The 19,973-nt window shown below is 63.2% G+C and carries 3 protein-coding genes and 1 pseudogene; all 4 read right to left on the reverse strand.

What is annotated here, in order from left to right; genetic code table 11:
• Window positions 1-407 precede the first annotated feature (407 nt).
• Entirely contained in the window at window positions 408-4,841 is a 4,434-nt protein-coding gene (locus L6R21_09630; protein ID MCK6559447.1) for an acyltransferase domain-containing protein, read from the reverse strand.
• Between the two features lie 61 nt (window positions 4,842-4,902).
• Window positions 4,903-6,090, reverse strand: coding sequence for a beta-ketoacyl reductase (locus tag L6R21_09635; protein MCK6559448.1), 1,188 nt, complete (start codon window positions 6,088-6,090; stop codon window positions 4,903-4,905).
• Between the two features lie 279 nt (window positions 6,091-6,369).
• Window positions 6,370-13,020, reverse strand: a pseudogene (locus tag L6R21_09640) (polyketide synthase dehydratase domain-containing protein).
• Window positions 13,021-13,044: 24 nt separating this feature from the next.
• A complete protein-coding gene (locus L6R21_09645; protein ID MCK6559449.1) occupies window positions 13,045-19,878 on the reverse strand; it encodes a type I polyketide synthase in 6,834 nt (2,277 codons plus the stop codon).
• Window positions 19,879-19,973 lie beyond the last annotated feature (95 nt).

Here is a 19,973-nt window from a genome sequence, read left to right on the forward strand (position 1 = left end):
TTGTTTTCCCACCCAACGCTCGATGCCTGAAGGCATCACTACGAGCCGCTTGTTTTCCCACCCAACGCTCGATGCCTGAAGGCATCACTACGAGCCGCTTGTTTTCCCACCCAACGCTCGATGCCTGAAGGCATCACTACGAGCCGCTTGTTTTCCCACCCAACGCTCGATGCCTGAAGGCATCACTACGAGCCGCTTGTTTTCCCACCCAACGCTCGATGCCTGAAGGCATCACTACGAGCCGCTTGTTTTCCCACCCAACGCTCGATGCCTGAAGGCATCACTACGAGCCGCTTGTTTTCCCACCCAACGCTCGATGCCTGAAGGCATCACTACGAGCCGCTTGTTTTCCCACCCAACGCTCGATGCCTAAAGGCATTACTACAAACAGTCACTACAAACAATCTTCACATCACTTCCAGCTTGCGCTCCAGCATCGCCGCCACTTCTTCATCGGACAGGCCTTCGATTTCCGAAGCCGTCACAGTCTTGCCGTTGCCCTCAGTGGCGGGAGCGGCGGCCTCCGGGGCCGGCGATGCGCCGGAGGCAAACACCATCTTCTCCAGCAGCCGAGCAATCGCCTCGATGTTGGGATAATCGAAGATCAAGGTTGCGGGCAGAGAATTGGCCATGCCCAGGCCGCGCGCCAGCAAGTTGCGCAGCTCGACCGCCATCAGCGAATCGATGCCGACGTCCATCAAGCGCTGGCGCCGCCCCAGTGTTTGATCGGGATCACGGCGCAACACTTTCACCACGTGCCGGCGCACATATTCGATCAACTGCTCGAAGCGCTCGGCCTCCGGCAGGCTTTGCATCTGCTGCACCAGCGCCAGGCCGGCCTCTGCTGCCGCCGCTTCGCCTGCCGCGGGCAGATGGGCAGCGTGCGAGCTTGCTTGATCCGCGGCAGCATGAGTCTGAACGCCGTCGCCGGCCAGCGGCATCTGGGCGAGAAAGACGTGCTGGTTCAGAATTTCCGCGGCTGAGCCGGCCTCGGGGAAAGCCGCGACCTTTTCGCAGCCGTGCTCGCGCAGCAGCGCTTGCCACTTGTCAGTCGAGAGCAGCGGATTGTCGCTGCGGAGATCGTCTTCGAACAATTGCCAGCCCTCGATCAACCCAATCGAAATGTCGAACCAGTGGGGATGATGCGTGGTCTCGTAGAGAAGCAACAGGCCGCCGGGCTTGAGCAACGACTTGGCATTCTCGATCGTGGCATGCAAGTTTTTGGTCGCATGCAACACGTTTGCCGCCACCACCACGTCGAAATCATGCGCTCCGAAGCCCTGCTCCTGCGGCGGGTTTTCGATGTTGAGAATGCCGTAGCGCAAAAACGGATAAGCGCGAAAGCGCTCAGCAGCCTGTGTGAAAAAATACTCCGACATGTCGGTGAAATAGTAAAGCGTGCGCTCCGCCGGCAGCACCGGCAGAATCGCCGCGGTGGTGCCGCCGGTGCCCGCGCCGATTTCGAGCACGCGCAGCGGCCGCGTCGAGGGCAGGGTGCGCACCATGGCTTCCGCCAGGCTGCGGGCAATGCCGGTGTAGTAGCGCGACAACGCCCATTCGTGATACATGAAATCCGAAGTCGTGTTGGTGCCGCCGGGGAAAAGCGTTTCCAGCGGGCTTTCCTTGCCGGTGAGAATGGGCGCCAGCATGCGGCCGCAGCGTTGCAGGTATTCCAGCAAAGCCGGGATATCCGCAAAGAGAGAACCGTCCTGCGCCAGAATGGCCTCGGCGGTCAGGGCCGGCCAGGATTGGGTGCGCACGAAGTCTTCGCCGGCGCGTGCGAGCACGCCTTCGGCAGTAAGTTTCTCGAACCAGCGCTGCAGCAAATTGCGATACGTCGGCAGAACCTGAGATTGCGTCAGGCACTCCGCCACCGTGACGGCAACGCCGGTTTTTGCGAAAATGCCCAAATTCTGCAACGCCGCGATGACATACGCGCTGGTCAAACGGTCGAGACATTCCCATTTCGCGGGATACGTGTGCAATCCCAAATCCACCGGCACCTGCCGCGCTTGATGGCGGCCGGCCTCCTCCACTTCGTCCCAGCGGCTCGCCGTCTTCGGCGTGAAGCCCTGCTGCCAGACTTTTAACTCTTCGAGCCAGTAACTCTTGGGCGACATCGGATAAGCAGGCAGCGCCACCCGCCGCCGGCGATAAGGCTGATCGAAACCCGCCCAATCGACCTCGACGCCATTGACGTACAAGCTGGCAAGGCTGTCGAGCATTTGCTCCCAATCGTCGCGGCCATTGCGCAACGAAGGCAGCCACACGCCTTCGCCCTCCGGATAACACTTTTGTCCCATCACTACCAGAATCGGCGCCGGCCCCAGCTCCACGAAAATGCGATAGCCCTGGCGGTAGAGCGCCTGCATGGCGTCAGCATAGCGCACGGTGTAACGCAGGTTGTGACGCCAATAGGCCGCATCGAGCAAATTGTTTTCGCCGACGAACTCCAGTCGCATGCTGGAAAACAGCGCCGTGGCGGGTGGCCGGTAGGTGGCGCGGCGGCACGAGGCTTCGAACTCGTCCAACACCGGTTCCACCAGCGGCGAATGAAAGGAATTGGAAACCAGCAGCGGCTTGGTTTTGATGCCCTGCGCTTCGAGCTGGCGCAGAATCTCCTGCACCGCCTGGCGCTCGCCGGAGATCACCGTACTCTCCGGCCCGTTGATCGCGGCGATCGCGACACGGTCACTGTATGCCGCCAACGTGTCGGCCACGCGCTTTTCGTCCGCGAGAATCGAAGCCATCAGGCCGTTGTGCGGCAGGCTGTGCATCAGGCGGCCGCGCTCGCTCACGATCATCAAGCCGTCTTCGAGACTGATCATGCCGGCCACGGTGGCGGCCACAATTTCGCCGACGCTGTGCCCCATGATCAGACCCGGCGCAATTCCCCAGGAACGCCACAACTCAGCCAGCGCGTACTGCAAGGCAAAGGTTGCCGGCTGGGTGTAATTCGTCTGGTCGAGCAGCGCTTCATTGCCGGGCTGGGGATAAAGCACGGACAACAGCGGCCGGTCGAGATGCGCACGCAGGATTGCCTCGCAGCGTTCGAGCGCGGCGCGAAAGACCGGTTGCGTCTCAAAAAGCCGGCGGCCCATGTTGGCATATTGCCCGCCCTGGCCGGTGAAGAGAAAAACCACTTCCGGCCGGTTGGTGAGATCACAGCGGCCGAGCGTCAAGCCCGGCGTTTCCCTTTTTGCGAGAAAAGCAGAGAGCTTTTGCTGCAATTGCGCCGTGTCTTCTGCCACGAGGGCCAGCCGGTGATCGAAATGGGCGCGGCCGGCATTGGCGGTGAAGCAGACCTCGGTGGCCGGCAGGGTGGAATTCTCCGCCAGATGTTTGGCATAGCGGCCGGCCAGTTCCTGCAAGCTCGCGGCGCTGCGCGCCGAGAGGCTGAGCAAATGGCGCGACCGTTCGAGTTGATCATTGCCGGGCGCGGCGTGGTCGCGACCTTCGATGATGATATGCGCGTTGGTGCCGCTGAAGCCGAACGAACTCACCGCGCCCAGCCGCCGGCCGGCAAGCGCGGGCCACGGCGTGAGCTGCGTGGGAACCGTCAACGGCAGTTCCTGCCACGGAATATGCGGACTCATGGTGCGCAGATTCAAATGCGGCGGAATCTGGCCGTGCTGCATGGCGAGCACGACTTTGATCAAGCCCGCCACGCCGGCAGCGGTTTCGAGATGGCCGATGTTGGTCTTGATCGAGCCAATCGCCACCGGTTGAGCGAGGCTGCGCGCCTCCGCCATCACCGCGCCGAGCGCCTGCGCCTCGATGGGATCGCCCAGCGAGGTGCCGGTGCCGTGGGTTTCAACGTAGCCGATCTCCGCGGCGGTGACGCCCGCGTTTTGCAGCGCCTGGCGGATCACCGCCTTCTGCGCCGGGCCGTTGGGCGCGGTGATGCCGCTGCTGCGGCCGTCCTGATTCACCGCCGAGCCGCGAATCACCGCCAGAATATTGTCGCGATCAGCGAGGGCATCGGAAAGCCGTTTGAGCACCACCAGCGCCGCGCCTTCGCCGCGCACGAAGCCGTCAGCGGCGGCATCGAAAGTTTTGCAGCGGCCGTCGCCGGCCATCATGTGCGCTTTGGAGAAATTGATCAGCAGCTCGGGCGCGATGATCAAATTCACGCCGCCCGCCAGCGCGAGATTGCATTCGCGCTGGCGCAAGCTGTTGCAGGCAAGGTGCACGCACACCAGCGACGAGGAGCAGGCGGTGTCCAGCGAAATGCTCGGGCCTTGCAGTCCAAAGAAATAAGAAAGCCGCCCCGAGGCGATGCTGTGCGAAGAGCCGCTGGCATAGTAGGCATCGATCTGGTTGTGCTCGAGGAACTGCATCTGCATGGCCGGATAGTCGAAGGCGGCGATGCCGATGAACACGCCGGTGCGGCTGCCCATGAGCTGGTCGGGCGCCTGACCGGCATGCTCCAGCGCTTCCCAGGCCACGGTGAGCAGCAGCCGCTGCTGCGGATCCATGGTCATGGCTTCGCGCGGCGAGATGCCGAAGAAATCCGCGTCGAAGTGATCGATGTGATCGAGGAAGCCGCCCCAGCGCGTCGACATTTTGCCGGGCTTGTCGGGATCGGGATCGTAGAACGAGTCGATGTTCCAGCGGTCGGGCGGCACTTCGCGAATGCCGTCCACGCCGTCACGCAACATGCGCCAGGCGGAATCGGAATCATGCGCGCCGCCGGGAAAGCGCAGGCCCATGCCGATGAGGGCAATCGGCTCATTCCTGGCCGCCTCGGCTTCGGCGAGTTTGGCTTTCAGCTCGCGAATCTCGACGAGTGCGCGCTTGATGGGGGAGAGTTGGTCGGATTGTTCGGCAGCATTGGCCATGAGAGAATCCTTCGAATTGGTATTGGTCCGGAATTGGAAAAACCGGCTGGTGCCACTTGCCTCACGCGCCCTCGAGCTCTTTCAACAACAGCGCTTCGGCATCGGCGTCGGTCATTTGCTGCAACTCGGTCAGCGCCGCCTCCTGCCGGCCATTGCCTTTCTCCGACTCGGGTGCAGCTTCCAACTTGAGCACTTCGCTCGCGAGATAATCCGCCACCGCCGTGATGGTGGGATAATCGAACAACAGCGTGGCGGGCAACGAGCGCTGCAATCCCAAACCCGAACCGATGAGATTGCGCAGCTCCACCGCCATGAGTGAATCCAAACCGAGTTTCTGCAGCGGCTGATCCTTGTCAATGGGATGGGAGGCCTCCAGGCCCAGCACTTTGGCGGCCTGCTCCTTCACATATCCTGCCAGCAGGCCGCGGCGCTTTGCGGCCGGCGCCGTTGCGAGTCGCTGCAAGATTGCGGGCGGTGGTGGCACGGCTGCGGCTGCCGTCGTGGGCGGGGGCGGCGGCGCACTCACCAATCCCGAATAGAACGCCGGCAGCGCGGCGAATTGCCGCGCGAACACATTCCAATTCACCGGCAGCACGCCGACTTCCACGGCGTGCTCCGCCAGGATGAGCTCCAGCACCTCCAAACCCTTTTGCGGCGTGATGACGCCGATGCCCTGGATCGAAACTCTTTCGCCGACATGCCGTGCCGCCGCTGCGCCGATTTCCGACCACGCGCCCCAGTGAATGCTGGTGCCCGCGAGTCCCCGCCGCCGGCGATGCTGCGCCAAACCGTCGAGAAAGGCGTTGGCGGCGGCGTGATTACCCTGGCCGCGCTGGCCCAACACCGAAGACATCGAGGAATACAAGATGAAGAAGTCGAGGCCCATTCCGGCAGTGTGCCGATGCAGCAGCCAGGCGCCGTCGATTTTCGGGCCGAGCACGCTGGTGAAGCGCTGCCAATTCTGCTGCAGCAGCGCACCGTCATCGAGCACGCCGACGGAATGAATCAAGCCGCGCAACGGCGGCAACTTTTCCCGGATCAGCGCCAGCGCCTGCCGCACATCGGTCTCACGCGTGACGTCACCCTGCACGATCGTGAGGCTGCCACCGGCTTGCTCCATCTCCGCAATCTTCTCACGGGCAAATTCCGCAGCGCCGCTGCGGCCTATCAACACCAGATGGCGCGCGCCGCGCTCGACCAGCCACTGCGCCGTCAACAGTCCCAGGCCCGCCAAGCCGCCGGTGATCAAATACGTGGCGTCGGCATGTATCTGGATGCTGGATACTGGATGCTCGATGCTGGATACTGGATGCTCGATGCTGGATGCTGGATGCTGGATGATAGATATTGGATGCTGGATGCTGGATGCTGGCGGTTCCTGCCGGCCGGCGGTTTGGTCCAGCCCGTCAATCGCCTCTTGCTCATTGCCCTTTGCCTCTTGCCCATCGCCCTCTGCCACTTGCTGGCTTACAACGATCTTGCCAAAGTGGCGGCCGCTTTGCATCAAGCGAAACGCTTTCACCACTGCACGGCTGGAGAACACTTGCAGCGGCAGCGGCCGCAGGTGGCCGTCTTGAAAACCCACCATCACGTGATCGAGCATTTCTTTGATCAAGCCGGGATTCTCGGCGGCCGCGGCCGCGAGATCGATGACGTGATAGGCACCGACGCGTTTGAAGTCATTAACCTGCGCTGCGCTCCAAATGCCGCGCTTGCCGATCTCGAGGAAACGGCCGTCATCCTTCAACACCGACAGGGTGGTGGGGATGAATTCGCCGCTGAGCGAATTGAGCACCACGTCTACGCCTTCTTCGTCGGTGAACTGCATGATCTCGTGGGCAAAGTCGAGCGAGCGTGAGTCCATGACGTAACGCACGCCGAGTTCGCGCAAGCGCTCGCGCTTTTCGCCGCTGCCGGCGGTCGCGAAGATGATGGCGCCGGCGCGTTGCGCAAGCTGCACCGCGGCCAGGCCGACCCCGCCCGCCGCCGAATGAATCAGCACGCGTTCGCCGCGCGAGAGTTTGCCGAGATGAATGAGCGTGTAGTACGCGGTCATGAACGCGCTCGGAATGGTGCAGGCCTCCGCGAGACTGAGCGATTCCGGCTTGGCGACGATCAAATCCGCGGCGGTGGTGACATAGTTGCCGAAGCTGCCGGCCGCAATGCCCATTACTTCCTGGCCGGGCTGGAATCCTCTGACGCCCTCGCCCAAGGCCACGATTTCACCGGCGCATTCGCCGCCGAGCGGGCCGGCTTCACCGGGATACATGCCGAGTGCATTGAGCACATCCCTGAAATTCAATCCCGTGACGCGCACCCGAATCTCGACCTCCCCGGGGCCAGGCGGCCGGCGCGTGACGCGGCGATAGTCCAGGCCATCGAGCACACCCGGGACCGTCGGCTGCAATTGCACCGCCTCTTCCGTGATGGCGGGATCGAGTGCCGGTGCGATTTCCCGTGCGGCCGGCGCTGCCAACACCGGCGTACTGCCGGGCACGTGGCGTATCAGCCGCGCAGCATGGCGCACGCGGCCGCGCCAGGCAATCAAATCTTCTCCATCTTCGGCAAACAGCTCCTGCAGAAGATCGGCAATCTCGTTTGCATTTGGCGCTTCAGTCGCGGCTGCGCTTTCGCTGGCAGAACGGCGAGTAATTTCCGGATCAAGATCGATGCGCTTGCAGCGCAATTCAGGATGCTCGAGCGCAATCACCTTGCCCAATCCCCATGCCGGCGCCTGCGTGCACGCGACCGCGGTCTGCGCGTTGCCCACGGCCTGCGCGCCGCGCGTCACCAGCCACAGCGCCGGCGCTTCGCCACCGGTTTGTTTGATCATCGCCTGCACGAGATGCAACACGCTGGCCACGCTCGCGGTTTTGGCGTGCTGCAAACTCTCCAGCGTCAAGCCTTCGATCTCAGCCGCGTCCAACGACCAAAGATGGATCACACCATTGCAGGCCCTTTGCTTCTGCGTGAAGGCCTCCTGCAACAGCCGGAGATAATCCTCGGGCTGGCCGGGCGCGAGTTGCCACCGCTGCTCACCAACTTGTTCAACAGCGGAGCCGGCATAAGCGAGGACGCACTGATGCTGATCACGCGCCAACGCGGCGGCGAGGCGTTCGCCCACGCCGTTTTGGTCCGCCAGGATCAACCAGTTGCGGGGCGGCGCCACAACGGCTGCGGCCGCCGCCGGCGCTTCGACCTGCGGGCCGCACGCCAGAATCAGTGCATGCTGCGCCAACGCACGACCGACCTCTGCTTTCTCTTCGGGGGCGGGCACAACCTGGGCGTCGCTGAAACGCAGCTCTGCCAGCAGGCTGAGCCAGTTCGGTTTGTCCAGCAGGGCGTAGGAACTGCGCAAATCGCGGTCGCGAAATTTCCACCAGCCTTCGGTCAAGCCGAAGGTCAAATCGACCCAGCGCTCGCGTTCCGTGCCTTCGAGCAAAACCAGCAAGCCCTGCACGGCCAGAAGCTGCCGCACGTGTTGCAGCGTCTGCCGCAAATCGGCGGTGGCATGCACCACATTGGCGGCAATGATGAGATCGAAAGCATGCGCGGCGAAACCCTGCGCCTGCGGCGCTGCTTCGATATCCAGCGTTTGATATTGCACGAAGGGAAAAGCGCGAAACTTGTCCTGCGCCTTGTTCAAGAACAACGGCGAAACGTCGGTGAAAAAATACTCGGTGCGATCGGCCGGCAGCAGGGGCAAAACAAACGCAGTGGTGCCGCCGGTGCCCGCGCCGATTTCGAGCACGCGCAGTTTGCGATCATTCGGCAGGCCGGCGAGCGCCGCTGCCACCGCCTGCGCCGCCAGCCGGTTCATCGCCTGCGTAATCGGCGAGTCTTGATAGAGCTTCTCCAACACTGCGACGGATCCGCCCGGGAAAAGCAATTGCAGCGGATCTTGCTCGCCGCGCAACGTTCGGGCAAGCTGTTGGCCACATTTGCCGGTGAGCGCGAGTTCGGTGTTGCTCGCCGGATACGTTGCCAGCAACGTCTTAAATTGCGTCTCAGGATTGGCATAGACCGGCGGCCGTTGCACGATCCACTCGTCCTGCTGCCACTGCAACACACCTTCCTCCGCCAGCATCTCGAGCAGGCGGTGCAGCAAGCGGCGATGCCGCTCGACCACGCCCGTTTGCTGCGCCAGCGCCGCGGTGGTGAAGCGTTGCTGCGGCTGCCACTGGCAGCCAAACTGGTGCAGCGCATGCTGGACGTAAGCCAGGCACAGCGCATCGAGCTGCGGCAGCAATTCTTCGTAAGCCGCCAGCTCGGGCGTAGCGCGCAGTTGCGGCAACAGCGAATGCACCTGCGGCAACCAGCCGTTGGGGCCGGTCAGCGCATGCGCGGCGTTCTGCGTGGCGAGCGGTTTGGTCCGCCAGGCAATCTCATAAAGCCAGCCGGTAACGTTGTCCGCGGCCAAACTCTGCAACGCTTCTGCATTCGTGCGCTTCACCAGCACGCCGCGCAACTCGGCCACGAGCCGGCCGGCCTCGTCGTAAATGGTCACGTCGCCGGTGTAGGTCTCGCGATTCTTTTGTTCGCCCTCGCGCATGAGAATGTGGCTCATCACCTGGGCCGTGGGGCGGCCGTAGCAGCGATAGCTCTCGACGCGCAGCGGCAAATAAGTTTCATCGCTGTGTCCGTCCGCCGCCGGCCAGCCGGCAACAAAGGCCTGCAGACAGGCATCGAGCAGCGCCGGGTGAAATTGATAGGCGGACAGTTGCGGCTGCACCTCTTCCGGCGCCTGCACCTGCGCGAAGGATTCGCCGTCGCGGCGCCAGAGCTGTTGCAGGCCGCGGAATTGCGGCCCGAATTGCAGACCGCGTTCCCACAGTTGTTGATAATAGGGCGCAATCGCGAGCGCTTCGGTGCAGCGCGCGCGGATTGCCTCTTCGGCGAGTATCGCCGAGTCTGCCGGCTCAAGCTCCTTGCCGACCACCACTCTGCCGGTAACGTGAACCTGGTGGCCGGCTTTGTCTGCTTGATGCAGGCTGATCAGTTGAAACGAAGCGGTGCCCGGCGCTTCCGGCGTGAAGATGAGTTGAATGGTGCGCGCTTCCTGCTCCGTGAGCACCAGGGGCTCGCGCAGCGTGATTTCTTCGAGAGCGTGCTTCTGGCCGGCAAACGCGGCTTGGGCACCCGCCAGCACCATTTCAAGATAGCCGGTGAGCGGCAGCACCACCAGGCCGTGCACTTGGTGATCGGCGAAATAGGAATAGTGCGCGGTGCTCAGTTGCGACTCGAAAACGATTTCCTTCAACAACGGGGAGCGCGTTTGCCGCTGCAGCAAAGGATGAATGTCCGAGACCGGCTGCGTGTGCCTGCCGTTGCGGCGCGCGCCTTGGTCGACCCAATAGCGTTTGTTTTGGAAGGGATAGGTCGGCAATTCCACGCGGCGGCGGGCATCGTCGCGATCGAAGCCCTGCCAATCCAGCTCGAGGCCGCAGGCAAACAGTCCGCCGGCGCTTTCGAGCATCTGCTGCCAGTCTTCGCGATCCTTGCGCAACGAGGCAAACCAATGCCCGAAGTCTTCCGGCGTGAACCGGCGCGCCATGCCGAGCAGCGTGGGATTGGGTCCGAGTTCGACGAAGTACTCGCAGCCCAGGCTGTAGAGCGTCTGCATGGCTTGATGGAATTGCACCGGCTCGCGCAGATGGCGGCGCCAGTAGTCGGCATCCACCACCTGCGTAATCTCACGGCCGGTGAGCGTGGAAACCACCCGCATGCGGCCGGGTGAGAATTTGACTTCCGCGGCCACCCGGGTGAATCGGTCGAGCGCCGGCTCGATGAACGGAGAATGAAACGCATTCGAAATCGCGAGGCGGCGAACATTGACGCCGGCACGCTCGAAATGCTGCAACACCTCTTCGACATTCTCCTTGATGCCCGAGATCACGACGCTGTCCGGCCCGTTGATCGCGGCGATGCAGACCTGGTCGCCGTGCGGCGCGAGCGCCTGGCGCACGCGTTCTGCGCTGGTTTGCACCGAGGCCATTTTGCCCACCGCCGGCAAATCCTGGGTGATCAAGCCGCGCGTGGCCACCAGCTTGACCGCATCTTCCAGGCTGTACATTCCCGCCAAATGCGCCGCCATGAATTCGCCCAGGCTGTGACCCATCACCACGGCCGGCTCGAGGCCCCACGACAGCCACAACTGCGTGAGCGCGTATTGCAGGGAAAACATCGCCGGTTGCGTGTAGATCGTTTGATCGATCAACGCCGCGCCCTCCGGCGTTTCGGGATAGAGAATGGCCAGCAGAGATTTCTGAATGTAGGGCCGGAACAATTCCTCACACGTTTCCAAAGCACGGCGGAAAACCGGTTGCGTCTCGAAAAGCTGGCGACCCATGCCCGCGTGCTGGTAGCCCTGGCCGCAGTAGAGAAACGCCATTTTCTTGCGCTTGCCGGACTGGGTTTCACCGCGAATCACGCCCGGCGCTTCGCGGCCCGCGACAAAATCAGCCAGCTTGCTGCCCGCCTGCGCCAGGGAACCGGCTACGATGGCAAGACGCTGCTCGAAGCGTGCGCGGCCGAGGCCCGCCGTGTAGCAGACATCCGGCAGGGACAAATCCGCATGCGCGGCAAAATGCTGCTGATAGCGCTCCGCCAATTGCTTGAGCGCATTGCCGTCTTTGGCTGAAAGCGTGAGCAAATGTAACGGCCGCTGCCTTGCCGCAGCAGTGATCACGACGCGGTGATCCGTGCTGCGCGCAGAGTGCCTGGCCTCCTCTCCGCCAGCCGCCAACTGCGCACTGCTCACTGACGGCTGATGACCGGCAGGCGGCGCTTCTGCGAGAATCACGTGCACGTTGGTGCCGCTGAAACCGAAGCCGCTGACGCCGGCGAAGCGCGCCGGGCCGGAGGCGGAACGCGGCCAGGGCGTGCGCTGCGTCGGCACGACGATGGGCAGATGCTCCCACGGAATGTGCCGGGTGAGTTGCTGCAAATGGAGATGCGGCGGAATCTCTTCGTGTTGCAGCACCAAAACCGTTTTGATCAATCCCGCCAGGCCCGAGGCTGATTCCATGTGGCCGAGATTGGTTTTGGCCGCGCCCAGGCGCAGGGGATTGTCGCGAGTGTGGCCCTCGCTGTAAACCGCGCCGAGCGCTTCGACCTCGATGGGATCACCGAGCGTTGTGCCGGTGCCGTGCGTCTCCACGTAGCCGACCAAGCCCGGTGCGATGCCGGCATTCGCCAGCGCGCGGCGGATCACCGCCTCTTGCGCCGGCCCGTTCGGCACCGAAATGCCGCTGCTCGGGCCGTCCTGGTTGGCCGCCACGCCGCGAATAACCGCGAGAATGTTGTCGTTGTGGGCGAGCGCATCGGACAGGCGTTTCAAAACCACGGCGCCGCAGCCTTCCGAACGCACGAAACCGTCGGCCGCCGCGTCGAAGGTGCGGCAGCGACCCGAGGGCGACATCATGCCCCACTTCGAAAACGAGATCAGCGTTTCGGGTGACAAAATCACATTCACGCCGCCGACGATTGCGATGTCACAGTCGCCGCTGCGCAAGCTTTGGCAGGCGAGGTAAGTCGCCACCAGTGACGACGAACAAGCGGTATCCACCGAAACCGCGGGGCCGTGCAAGCCGAGATGAAAGGCAATGCGGCCGGAGGCGACATTCAAAACATTGTTGGAAACGAGATAGGCGTTGATCTGCGCCGGATCGATGAGTTTGTAGTGAAGCTGCAAATACTCGTTGGTGGTGATGCCGACAAACACGCCGGTGTTGCTGCCGTGCAGCTTGTCCGGCGCCTGGCCGGCATGTTCCAGCGCCTCCCACACCACTTGCAGCAGCAAGCGGTGCTGGGGATCCATGTGCACTGCCTCGCGCGGCGAGATGCCGAAAAAGTGCGGATCGAACTTGTCGACGTCCGACATGTAGCCGCCCCAGCGCGTGGTGACTTTACCCGGCGTGGTGTGATCGGGATCATAGTAGGCGTTGATGTCGAACCGATCCGGCGGAATCTCGGTGACGGCATGCACGCCATCGCGCAAAAGCTGCCAATAGCTTTGCGGGCTGTTGACCCCGCCGGGATAACGGCAGCCCAGCCCGATCACTGCCAGCGGCTCGCGCTTTGCCTGTTCCGCGGCAGCGAGCCGGGCTTCCAGCTCTTGAATGCGATGCAAAGCCTCTTTGAGAATGGCCTTGCGATCCGGAGTTACACCGTTGCTCATGGCGACATCATCCTTTTTGAATCATCATGCCTTTTGCAGCTTGGCGGCCAGCATCGCCACCAACTCTTCCTCGGAGAAATCATCCTGCCCGGCCTCGTTCGCCGGCGCAGCCGCGCTGCCGTTCGCCGGCGTGGCGGTGGCGGCGGCAGGCTCAGGTTGCTCCCAGCGCAGCACACGCTGCGCAAGATAATCCGTTAGCGCGGCGACATTGGGATAGTTGAAAGTCAGCGTGCTCGGCAGCGACTCGCCGAAGCTGCTCTCCAGGCGACGGCGCAATTCCACCGAAGTGAGCGAGTCCATGCCCATCTCGAAGAAGCCGCGCGCCGGATCGAGGCCCTGCGCGGACGCGATCCCCAGCACACGCGCGGCCTGGGTTTGTACGAATTGCAGCAACACCTCCTGGCGATCGTCGGGCGGCGTCTGCTGCAATTGCGTGAGAATATCGATCTTGCCTGTGGCCGGCTTGCTTTCCACCGCCGGCGCCGCGTCCGTCATGCCGTCGAGGAAAGGCCGTCGCCGTCTGGCCTCGTACGCGGATTTGAGCGTGCTCCAATCGACATCGGCAATCGCGATTTGCGGCAGATCAGACGCCAGCACATGCTGCAGCGTTGCCAGCGCTGACTCCGCCGGCATGGGCCGCAAACCGGAACGTGCGGCCATCTCCTGCTCGGCGGTCGAGAACAAACGCATTTTCTCCCACGTGCCCCAGTTGATGCTGAGCGCCGGCAATCCTGAATGGCGGCGCGCATGCGCGCAGGCATCGAGGAACTGATTGGCGGCCGCGTAGTCCGCCATGGCGCTGGCGCCGAGCAGGGCAGTCGTCGAGGAAAACAGCACGAAGAAATCCAGCGCCTGCTTTTGGGTCAAATGGTGCAGCACCCACGTGCCGTACAGCTTGGGTCGCAGCGCAGCCTGGAATTTTTCGAGTGTGGTCTCGCGCAGGGATTGCAGGTGAATCACGGCGGCCGCATGCAGGAGGCCACGTAGGGGCGGAGCTTCGGTTCCGAAACGTGCAAACAGAGCGGACATCTGCGCCAGGTCGCTGACATCAGCGGCGAGCGGTGTCACTTGCGCGCCCAAGGCTTCCAGCTCGCGAATGGCTTCCACCTGCTGCGCCACTTCGCTGTCTTTGGTCAAACTGGGCCAGCTTGCGCGCTCCGGCAAACCGCGGCGGCTGAGGAGAAACAAATGCCGGCCGCCTTGTTCCACCAGCCATTTGGCCAGCAGCAAACCCAGGCCGCCAAAACCGCCGGTAATCAAGTAGCTGGCATCGGAATGAATAACCGGCCGGCTGCGACCGTTGGCCGCGGCATTCGCTGTTGAATCATCGGCAAGCAGCCGGCGCGTGAGACGCGCCACGTAACGTTGGTCTCCGCGCCACGCAATCTGGTCTTCTTCCGCAGCGGCGGTCATCTCCAGCCAAAGCTGCGGTGCAATCGCCGCCGCGCCGGCCTTGGGATCCACGTCGATCGCGCCGCCCCAAAACTCGGGATGTTCGAGCGCAATCACCCGGGTCATTCCCCACAAGGGCGCCTGCTGAGCGGCGAGGCCGCCGGTCAGTTCGCCTGCCGGTTGCGCGCCGGCGGTGATCACCCACAACTTCGCCGCTGCTGCCGGTTGTTCCTCCGCCAAAGCCTGCACGAGATGCAGCAGGCCGCCACAGCTCATGGCTTGCTCAGCCTCCGCTTGTTCGAGCGCAGTCGCGGCGAGCGGCGTGGCATTCATTCCCCAGAGATAAACCACCCGGCGTTGTTGCGCCGGCGTTTCGCGCAGGAGCTGTTTGAAGTCAGCGCCGTTCGCGGGATTGACACGGAAGCCCGCTTCGCCCAGCGCTTCGAAACCTGCGCCGGCAATCACCAGCCGCGCCTCCTGATTGCGGGCGGCCAGATATTCGGCGAGCTGCCGGCCCACGCCGCCGGTATCCGCGAAGATCAACCAGCTCGCTTCCGATTTGACCCGTGGGCCGCGCGCCAGCAATACCGCCTGCTTGTGCAAGCCGTCGACTTCAGCGAGCGTCGCCGTCTGTTCAAAACCGGATTGTGCCAGCAGATCCTGCCACTGAAATTCCGAAAGCAGTGGATGCGCCGGCCGCAAATCATGATCGCGGAAACGCCACCAGCCTTCAGTCATTCCGAAAATGAGATCGATCCAGCGCTGCTGCACCGTGCCTTCCAGCAGGAGTAACAATCCCTGCGCAGCCAGCAGCGCTTTGAGATGTCGCAGGGTCTGACGCAAATCCGCGGTGGCGTGCAGCACGTTGGCCGCGAGAATGAAGTCGAACTGCCGGCCGGCAAAACCCTGCGCTGCCGGATCCTTTTCGATATCCAGCAACTGATAGCGCATGCCGGCATGGCCGCGAAACTTCTCTGCAGCCGCGTTGAGAAAGAGTTGCGAGACGTCGGTAAACACATACTCGATTCGGTCCGGCGGCAGTGCGCCCAGCACAAAAGCCGTGGTGCCGCCGGTGCCCGCACCGATCTCCAGCACGCGAATCTTGCGGTCCGCCGGCCACTGCGCCACTGTGGCCGCCAGCGTCTGATGCGCCAGCACGTTGGCCGTTTTGGCAAATGCGGAATCACGGTACAGTTTTTCCGCGGAAGCTTCTTCTTCGGCGGGAAACAACAACGTCAACGGATCGAGCTTGCCGCACAAGACTTCAGCGAGCTGGTCGCCGCATTGGCTCAGCAGCTTCAGCTCCGTGGCGCAAGCCGGATTCTCCTTCAGCAATTCCTGCAAATACCACTGCGGATCCATGGCCGTGGTGGTGGCCGCCACTTGATAGCCGCCGCCGCTCGCCGGCGTGAGCAGGCCGTCTTCGACCAGCATGTCCAGCATGCGCTTGGCCAGGCGTTGCTGCAGGGGAGCGATCTTCAGTTTCTCGAACAGGGCAAGAGCAGTGAATTCCTCGCCGGCCCTGCAATCCCATCCCAACAGATGAAAGGCGTGCAGCACGTACATCAAACTCAAGCTTTCGAGATGAGGCGCGAGATCGGCGAATTGTGTGAGGCCGTGTTGCGCTGCCGTTTCTGCCACTGCCGGCCGCAGGCTGGTCATGATCTCAGCCGGCGAAATCACCGGAGCCGGCGTTTCTTCAGCAGGCGGCGGCTGCGAAGGCGGCATGAGTTGCCAGCTCATCTCGTACAGCCAGTTGGATTTGAAGGCGGGCGGCTCGCGGCGCAACAAACCGCGCGGCACGCGTTTCAGCAGCAAATTCTCTGCGGCTGCGATCAACTCGCCGGTTTCGGAATAGAGATGAACTTCGCCGTGCAAGACACCGGCGGTCTGGCTGTCCTCCGGCCGCAGCACGGCATGGCTCCACAACAACGCGCCGGGACGGCGGAGCATTTGAAACCGGCCGAGGTTGACCATCAATACCGGCTCCGGCAGCGGACCGGTGTCGGGCAGCAGCGCCGCGAGCGTTTGCAGCCCGGCATCCAACAGCGCCGGATGGATGAAATAGTTACCCGTTTCCGGTGACAGCGCCTCCGGCAATTCGACGCGTCCGAGCGCTTCCTCTTTTCCCAGCCAAAGCTGGCGCAGACCGCGAAAACGCGGGCCGAAGTGAAAGTCCTGCGCCCGCAGTTTTTCATAGAAGGCTTCGCCGCTGAGGGACTCCGCCAAACGCGTTTGCAAATCAGCCGGCGCCAACGATTCGGTCCGGGCAGATTTCGCATCATCAACCGCAGCGATACTGCCCGCGGCATGCAATAGCCACGCATGCGCGGGAGACTGCGCTGCGCCGGCCAGGCTGAAGATTTGAAACGAATACGAATCCGCCGGTTGCGGCGTGAGAACGAGCTGCAGCGTGACCTCGCCGGACTCCGGCAAGACCAGCGCCGCGTGAATGCTCATGCCGGTGATCGCATGCGGGCCTTCGCCCAAAACCTCTGCGGCCGCGGCGCGCACCATTTCCAAATAAACCGCAGCCGGCACAATGCCGGCGCCGGCCACGCGATGATCTTCGAGAAAAGGCAGTTCGGCAAAATTGAATACTGCCTCGAAAATGGGAAGCGGCGAAAACACGCGCTCGCCCAGCAGCGGCTGCACGGCACGCACCGGGCTGCCGCTCCGCTGCGCGCTCGTGCGGCGGCCGGATGGTTTGCGTGCTTCGAGCCAGTAACGCTGGTGCTGCCAGGGATAACCGGGCAGTGCCACGACCTTGCCGGCCGCGGCGTGCAGCGCTTTCCAATTCACCTCGTAGCCGTGCACGTAAAGCGTGCCCAGTGCCGCCAGCAGCATGGCGCGATCTTCTTGTCCGCGGCGCAGCGAACTCACCACCACGGCCTCTTTCTGGCGATCATGCGCGCACTGGCTGATCGCGCCGGCGATGACAGGATGCGGGCTGATTTCCACGAAGGCGCGGAAATCATCCTGCAGCAGGCGGGCAATGCCTTCGGCGAAGCGCACCGTGGCGCGCACGTTGCGGCCCCAATAGCCGGCATCGAGAAAGTCGCCGGCGATGGGCTCGGCCGTCACGGTTGAAATCATCGGCATCGTTGCCGATTGCGGCTTCAAGCCCTGCAGCAGCTTGGTCAATTCAAAACGGTAAGGCTCCATCTGCGGGCTGTGCGAGGCGAACTTGACCGTGAGCTGGCGGCAGGAGATTTCGCGCTGTGCCAGCAGGCGCGCCATTTCGTCCAGCGCGGCGGCATCGCCGGAAATGACCACGGCATTGGGACTGTTGATCGAGGCGATCGCGAGACGGTCTTCGTAGCCGGCGAGCATTTTCTGCATCTCTTCCGGCGACAACTCCACCGAAGCCATTTTGCCGCGGCCGGTTTCGCGTTGCAGCAGCCGGCCGCGATGATACACCACTGTCAGCGCTTCTGCGAGCGTGAGCGCGCCGGCCACGTGCGCGGCCGCGATTTCGCCGACGCTGTGACCGATCACCGCATCAGGAACGATGCCCCACGACTGCCACAGTGCCGCCAGACTGATCTGCATCGCGCAAAACGCGGGCTGGGCAATCTCTGCGTCTTCGAGGCGGGAGTGGGATTCCTCGCGCTGCAATTCCTCCAGCAAAGACCAGCCGGCGAGCTGGCGCAGTACGGTGTCGCAGGCTTCCATCTTGGCACGAAAGACCGGCTCCTGCGCGAGCAATTGCCGGCCCACGCCGAACCAATTCGGGCCTTGTCCGGAAAACACGAATGCCAACGGCGGCTGCCGATCGGCGGGCTTGCGAGTCGCGGCCATCACACCGGGGCTTTCCTCTCCGGCGGCATAAGCCGCGAGCTTCTGCGCCATCTCGCGCAGGGAACGGCCGGCAACTGCCACACGGTGCTCATGATGTGTGCGGCGTACGCCGGCAGTGTAAGCCAAATCAGCGAGCGCGCAATCTGCTTCGGGCAAGAAACGGCGATAGGATTCCACCAAGACGCGCAATGCTTCGGGACTGCGCGCTGAAAGCGGCAGCAAGTAGCTCGCTTCGGAATCAGGAGTCGCATTTTCTTTTTCTTCCTCCTGCTCTGCGCGCCATGCTTCCAGCACGAGGTGCGCATTGGTGCCGCCGAAACCGAAGGAGCTGACACCCGCGAGTTTTCTCTCCGCGGCGGGCCAGGGGCAGCCCTTGCGGTGAATGACAAAGGGCGTGTTGGCCAGCGTGATGTGCGGGTTGAGCTGATTGAAATGAAGCTGCGGCGGAATCTCGCCATGGTGCAAACACAGCACGGTTTTGATGAGTCCGGCAATGCCGGCCGCGCCTTCCAGATGGCCGAGATTCGCTTTCACTGAGCCGAGCACGCAGGGCAATTGCTGCGGCCGCGGCTGGCCGATCACCGCGGTGAGCGCTTCGATTTCGATGGGATCGCCGAGAATGGTGCCGGTGCCGTGCGTTTCGACGTAGCCGATCTCCTCGGGCGCCACGCCGGCATTCTGCAACGCGGCGCGAATCACTTCCTGCTGCGACAGTGCATTGGGTGCGGTGATGCCGTTGGTGCTGCCGTCCTGATTGACCGCGCTGCCGCGGATCAACGCCAGAATCGGGTCGCCGTCGGCGAGCGCGTCTGCCAGCCGCTTGAGCACGACCACACCGCAGCCTTCGCCGCGCACGAAACCATCGGCGCTGGCATCGAAGGTTTTGCAACGGCCGTCCGCGGCCATCATGTTCATCTGCGACAGCGCAATGGTGAATTCAGGCGCGAGCATGAGATTCACGCCGCCGGCCAGCGCCAGGCGGCATTCGTGCTGGCGCAGACTCTGGCAGGCAAGATGGGTCGCCACCAGCGAGGAAGAGCAGGCGGTGTCCAGCGCGATGCTGGGCCCGCGCAAATCGAACCAGTAGGAAATGCGGTTTGCCACGACGCTGTGCGCGGTGCCAGTGCTGGTGTACGTGCCGACGGCAGCCGGGTCGGCGAGTTGCATCATGGCGTATTCACTGCTGTGGCTGTGAATGCCGACGAACACGCCGGTGGCACTGCCGCGCAACTCCGGCAGCGTCTGGCCGCTCTGTTCCAGCGCCTCCCAGGCCACTTCCAGCAGCAGGCGCTGTTGCGGGTCCATTTGCGCGGCTTCCCGCGGGGAGATGCCGAAAAAGTTGGCGTCGAATTGATCGACGCCGTCAATGAATCCGCCCCAGCGGGTGTTCATCTTTTCGGGCGTGGCGGGGGTGGGATCGAAGTGGGCCGCCACCGGCCAGCGCTCTTCCGGCACTTCCCGGATGGCATCGACGCCGTTCTTCAGCAGATGCCAGAAGGCCGCGGTGCCGTTGGCGCCGCCGGGGAAACGGCAGCTCATGCCGATCACGGCAAGCGGCTCCGGCGCGAGCGGTTCTTTTTTCTCGGACTTTTCTTTTAATCGCTTTTCCAGCAGAGCGCGTTTTTCGGGCGTCAGGTTGGCAATGCGCGTGGAGAGGTCTTCCATCAACAAGTTCCCGTTGCAGTTCGTGATGTGGGGTCAGGCGATGACAGCGGTAGGCGGCGCGGCCACCAAACCGGGCAATGACGAAACCTTGAATT

Source organism: bacterium, assembly GCA_023150945.1.
GTDB lineage: Bacteria > Zhuqueibacterota > Zhuqueibacteria > Zhuqueibacterales > Zhuqueibacteraceae > Coneutiohabitans.

Bases quoted from the DNA above. Each gene is read 5' to 3' on its own strand.
- L6R21_09630 (MCK6559447.1), bottom strand. From the start codon at position 4,841: ATGGCCAATGCTGCCGAACAATCCGACCAACTCTCCCCCATCAAGCGC.
- L6R21_09645 (MCK6559449.1), bottom strand. From the start codon at position 19,878: ATGGAAGACCTCTCCACGCGCATTGCCAACCTGACGCCCGAAAAACGC.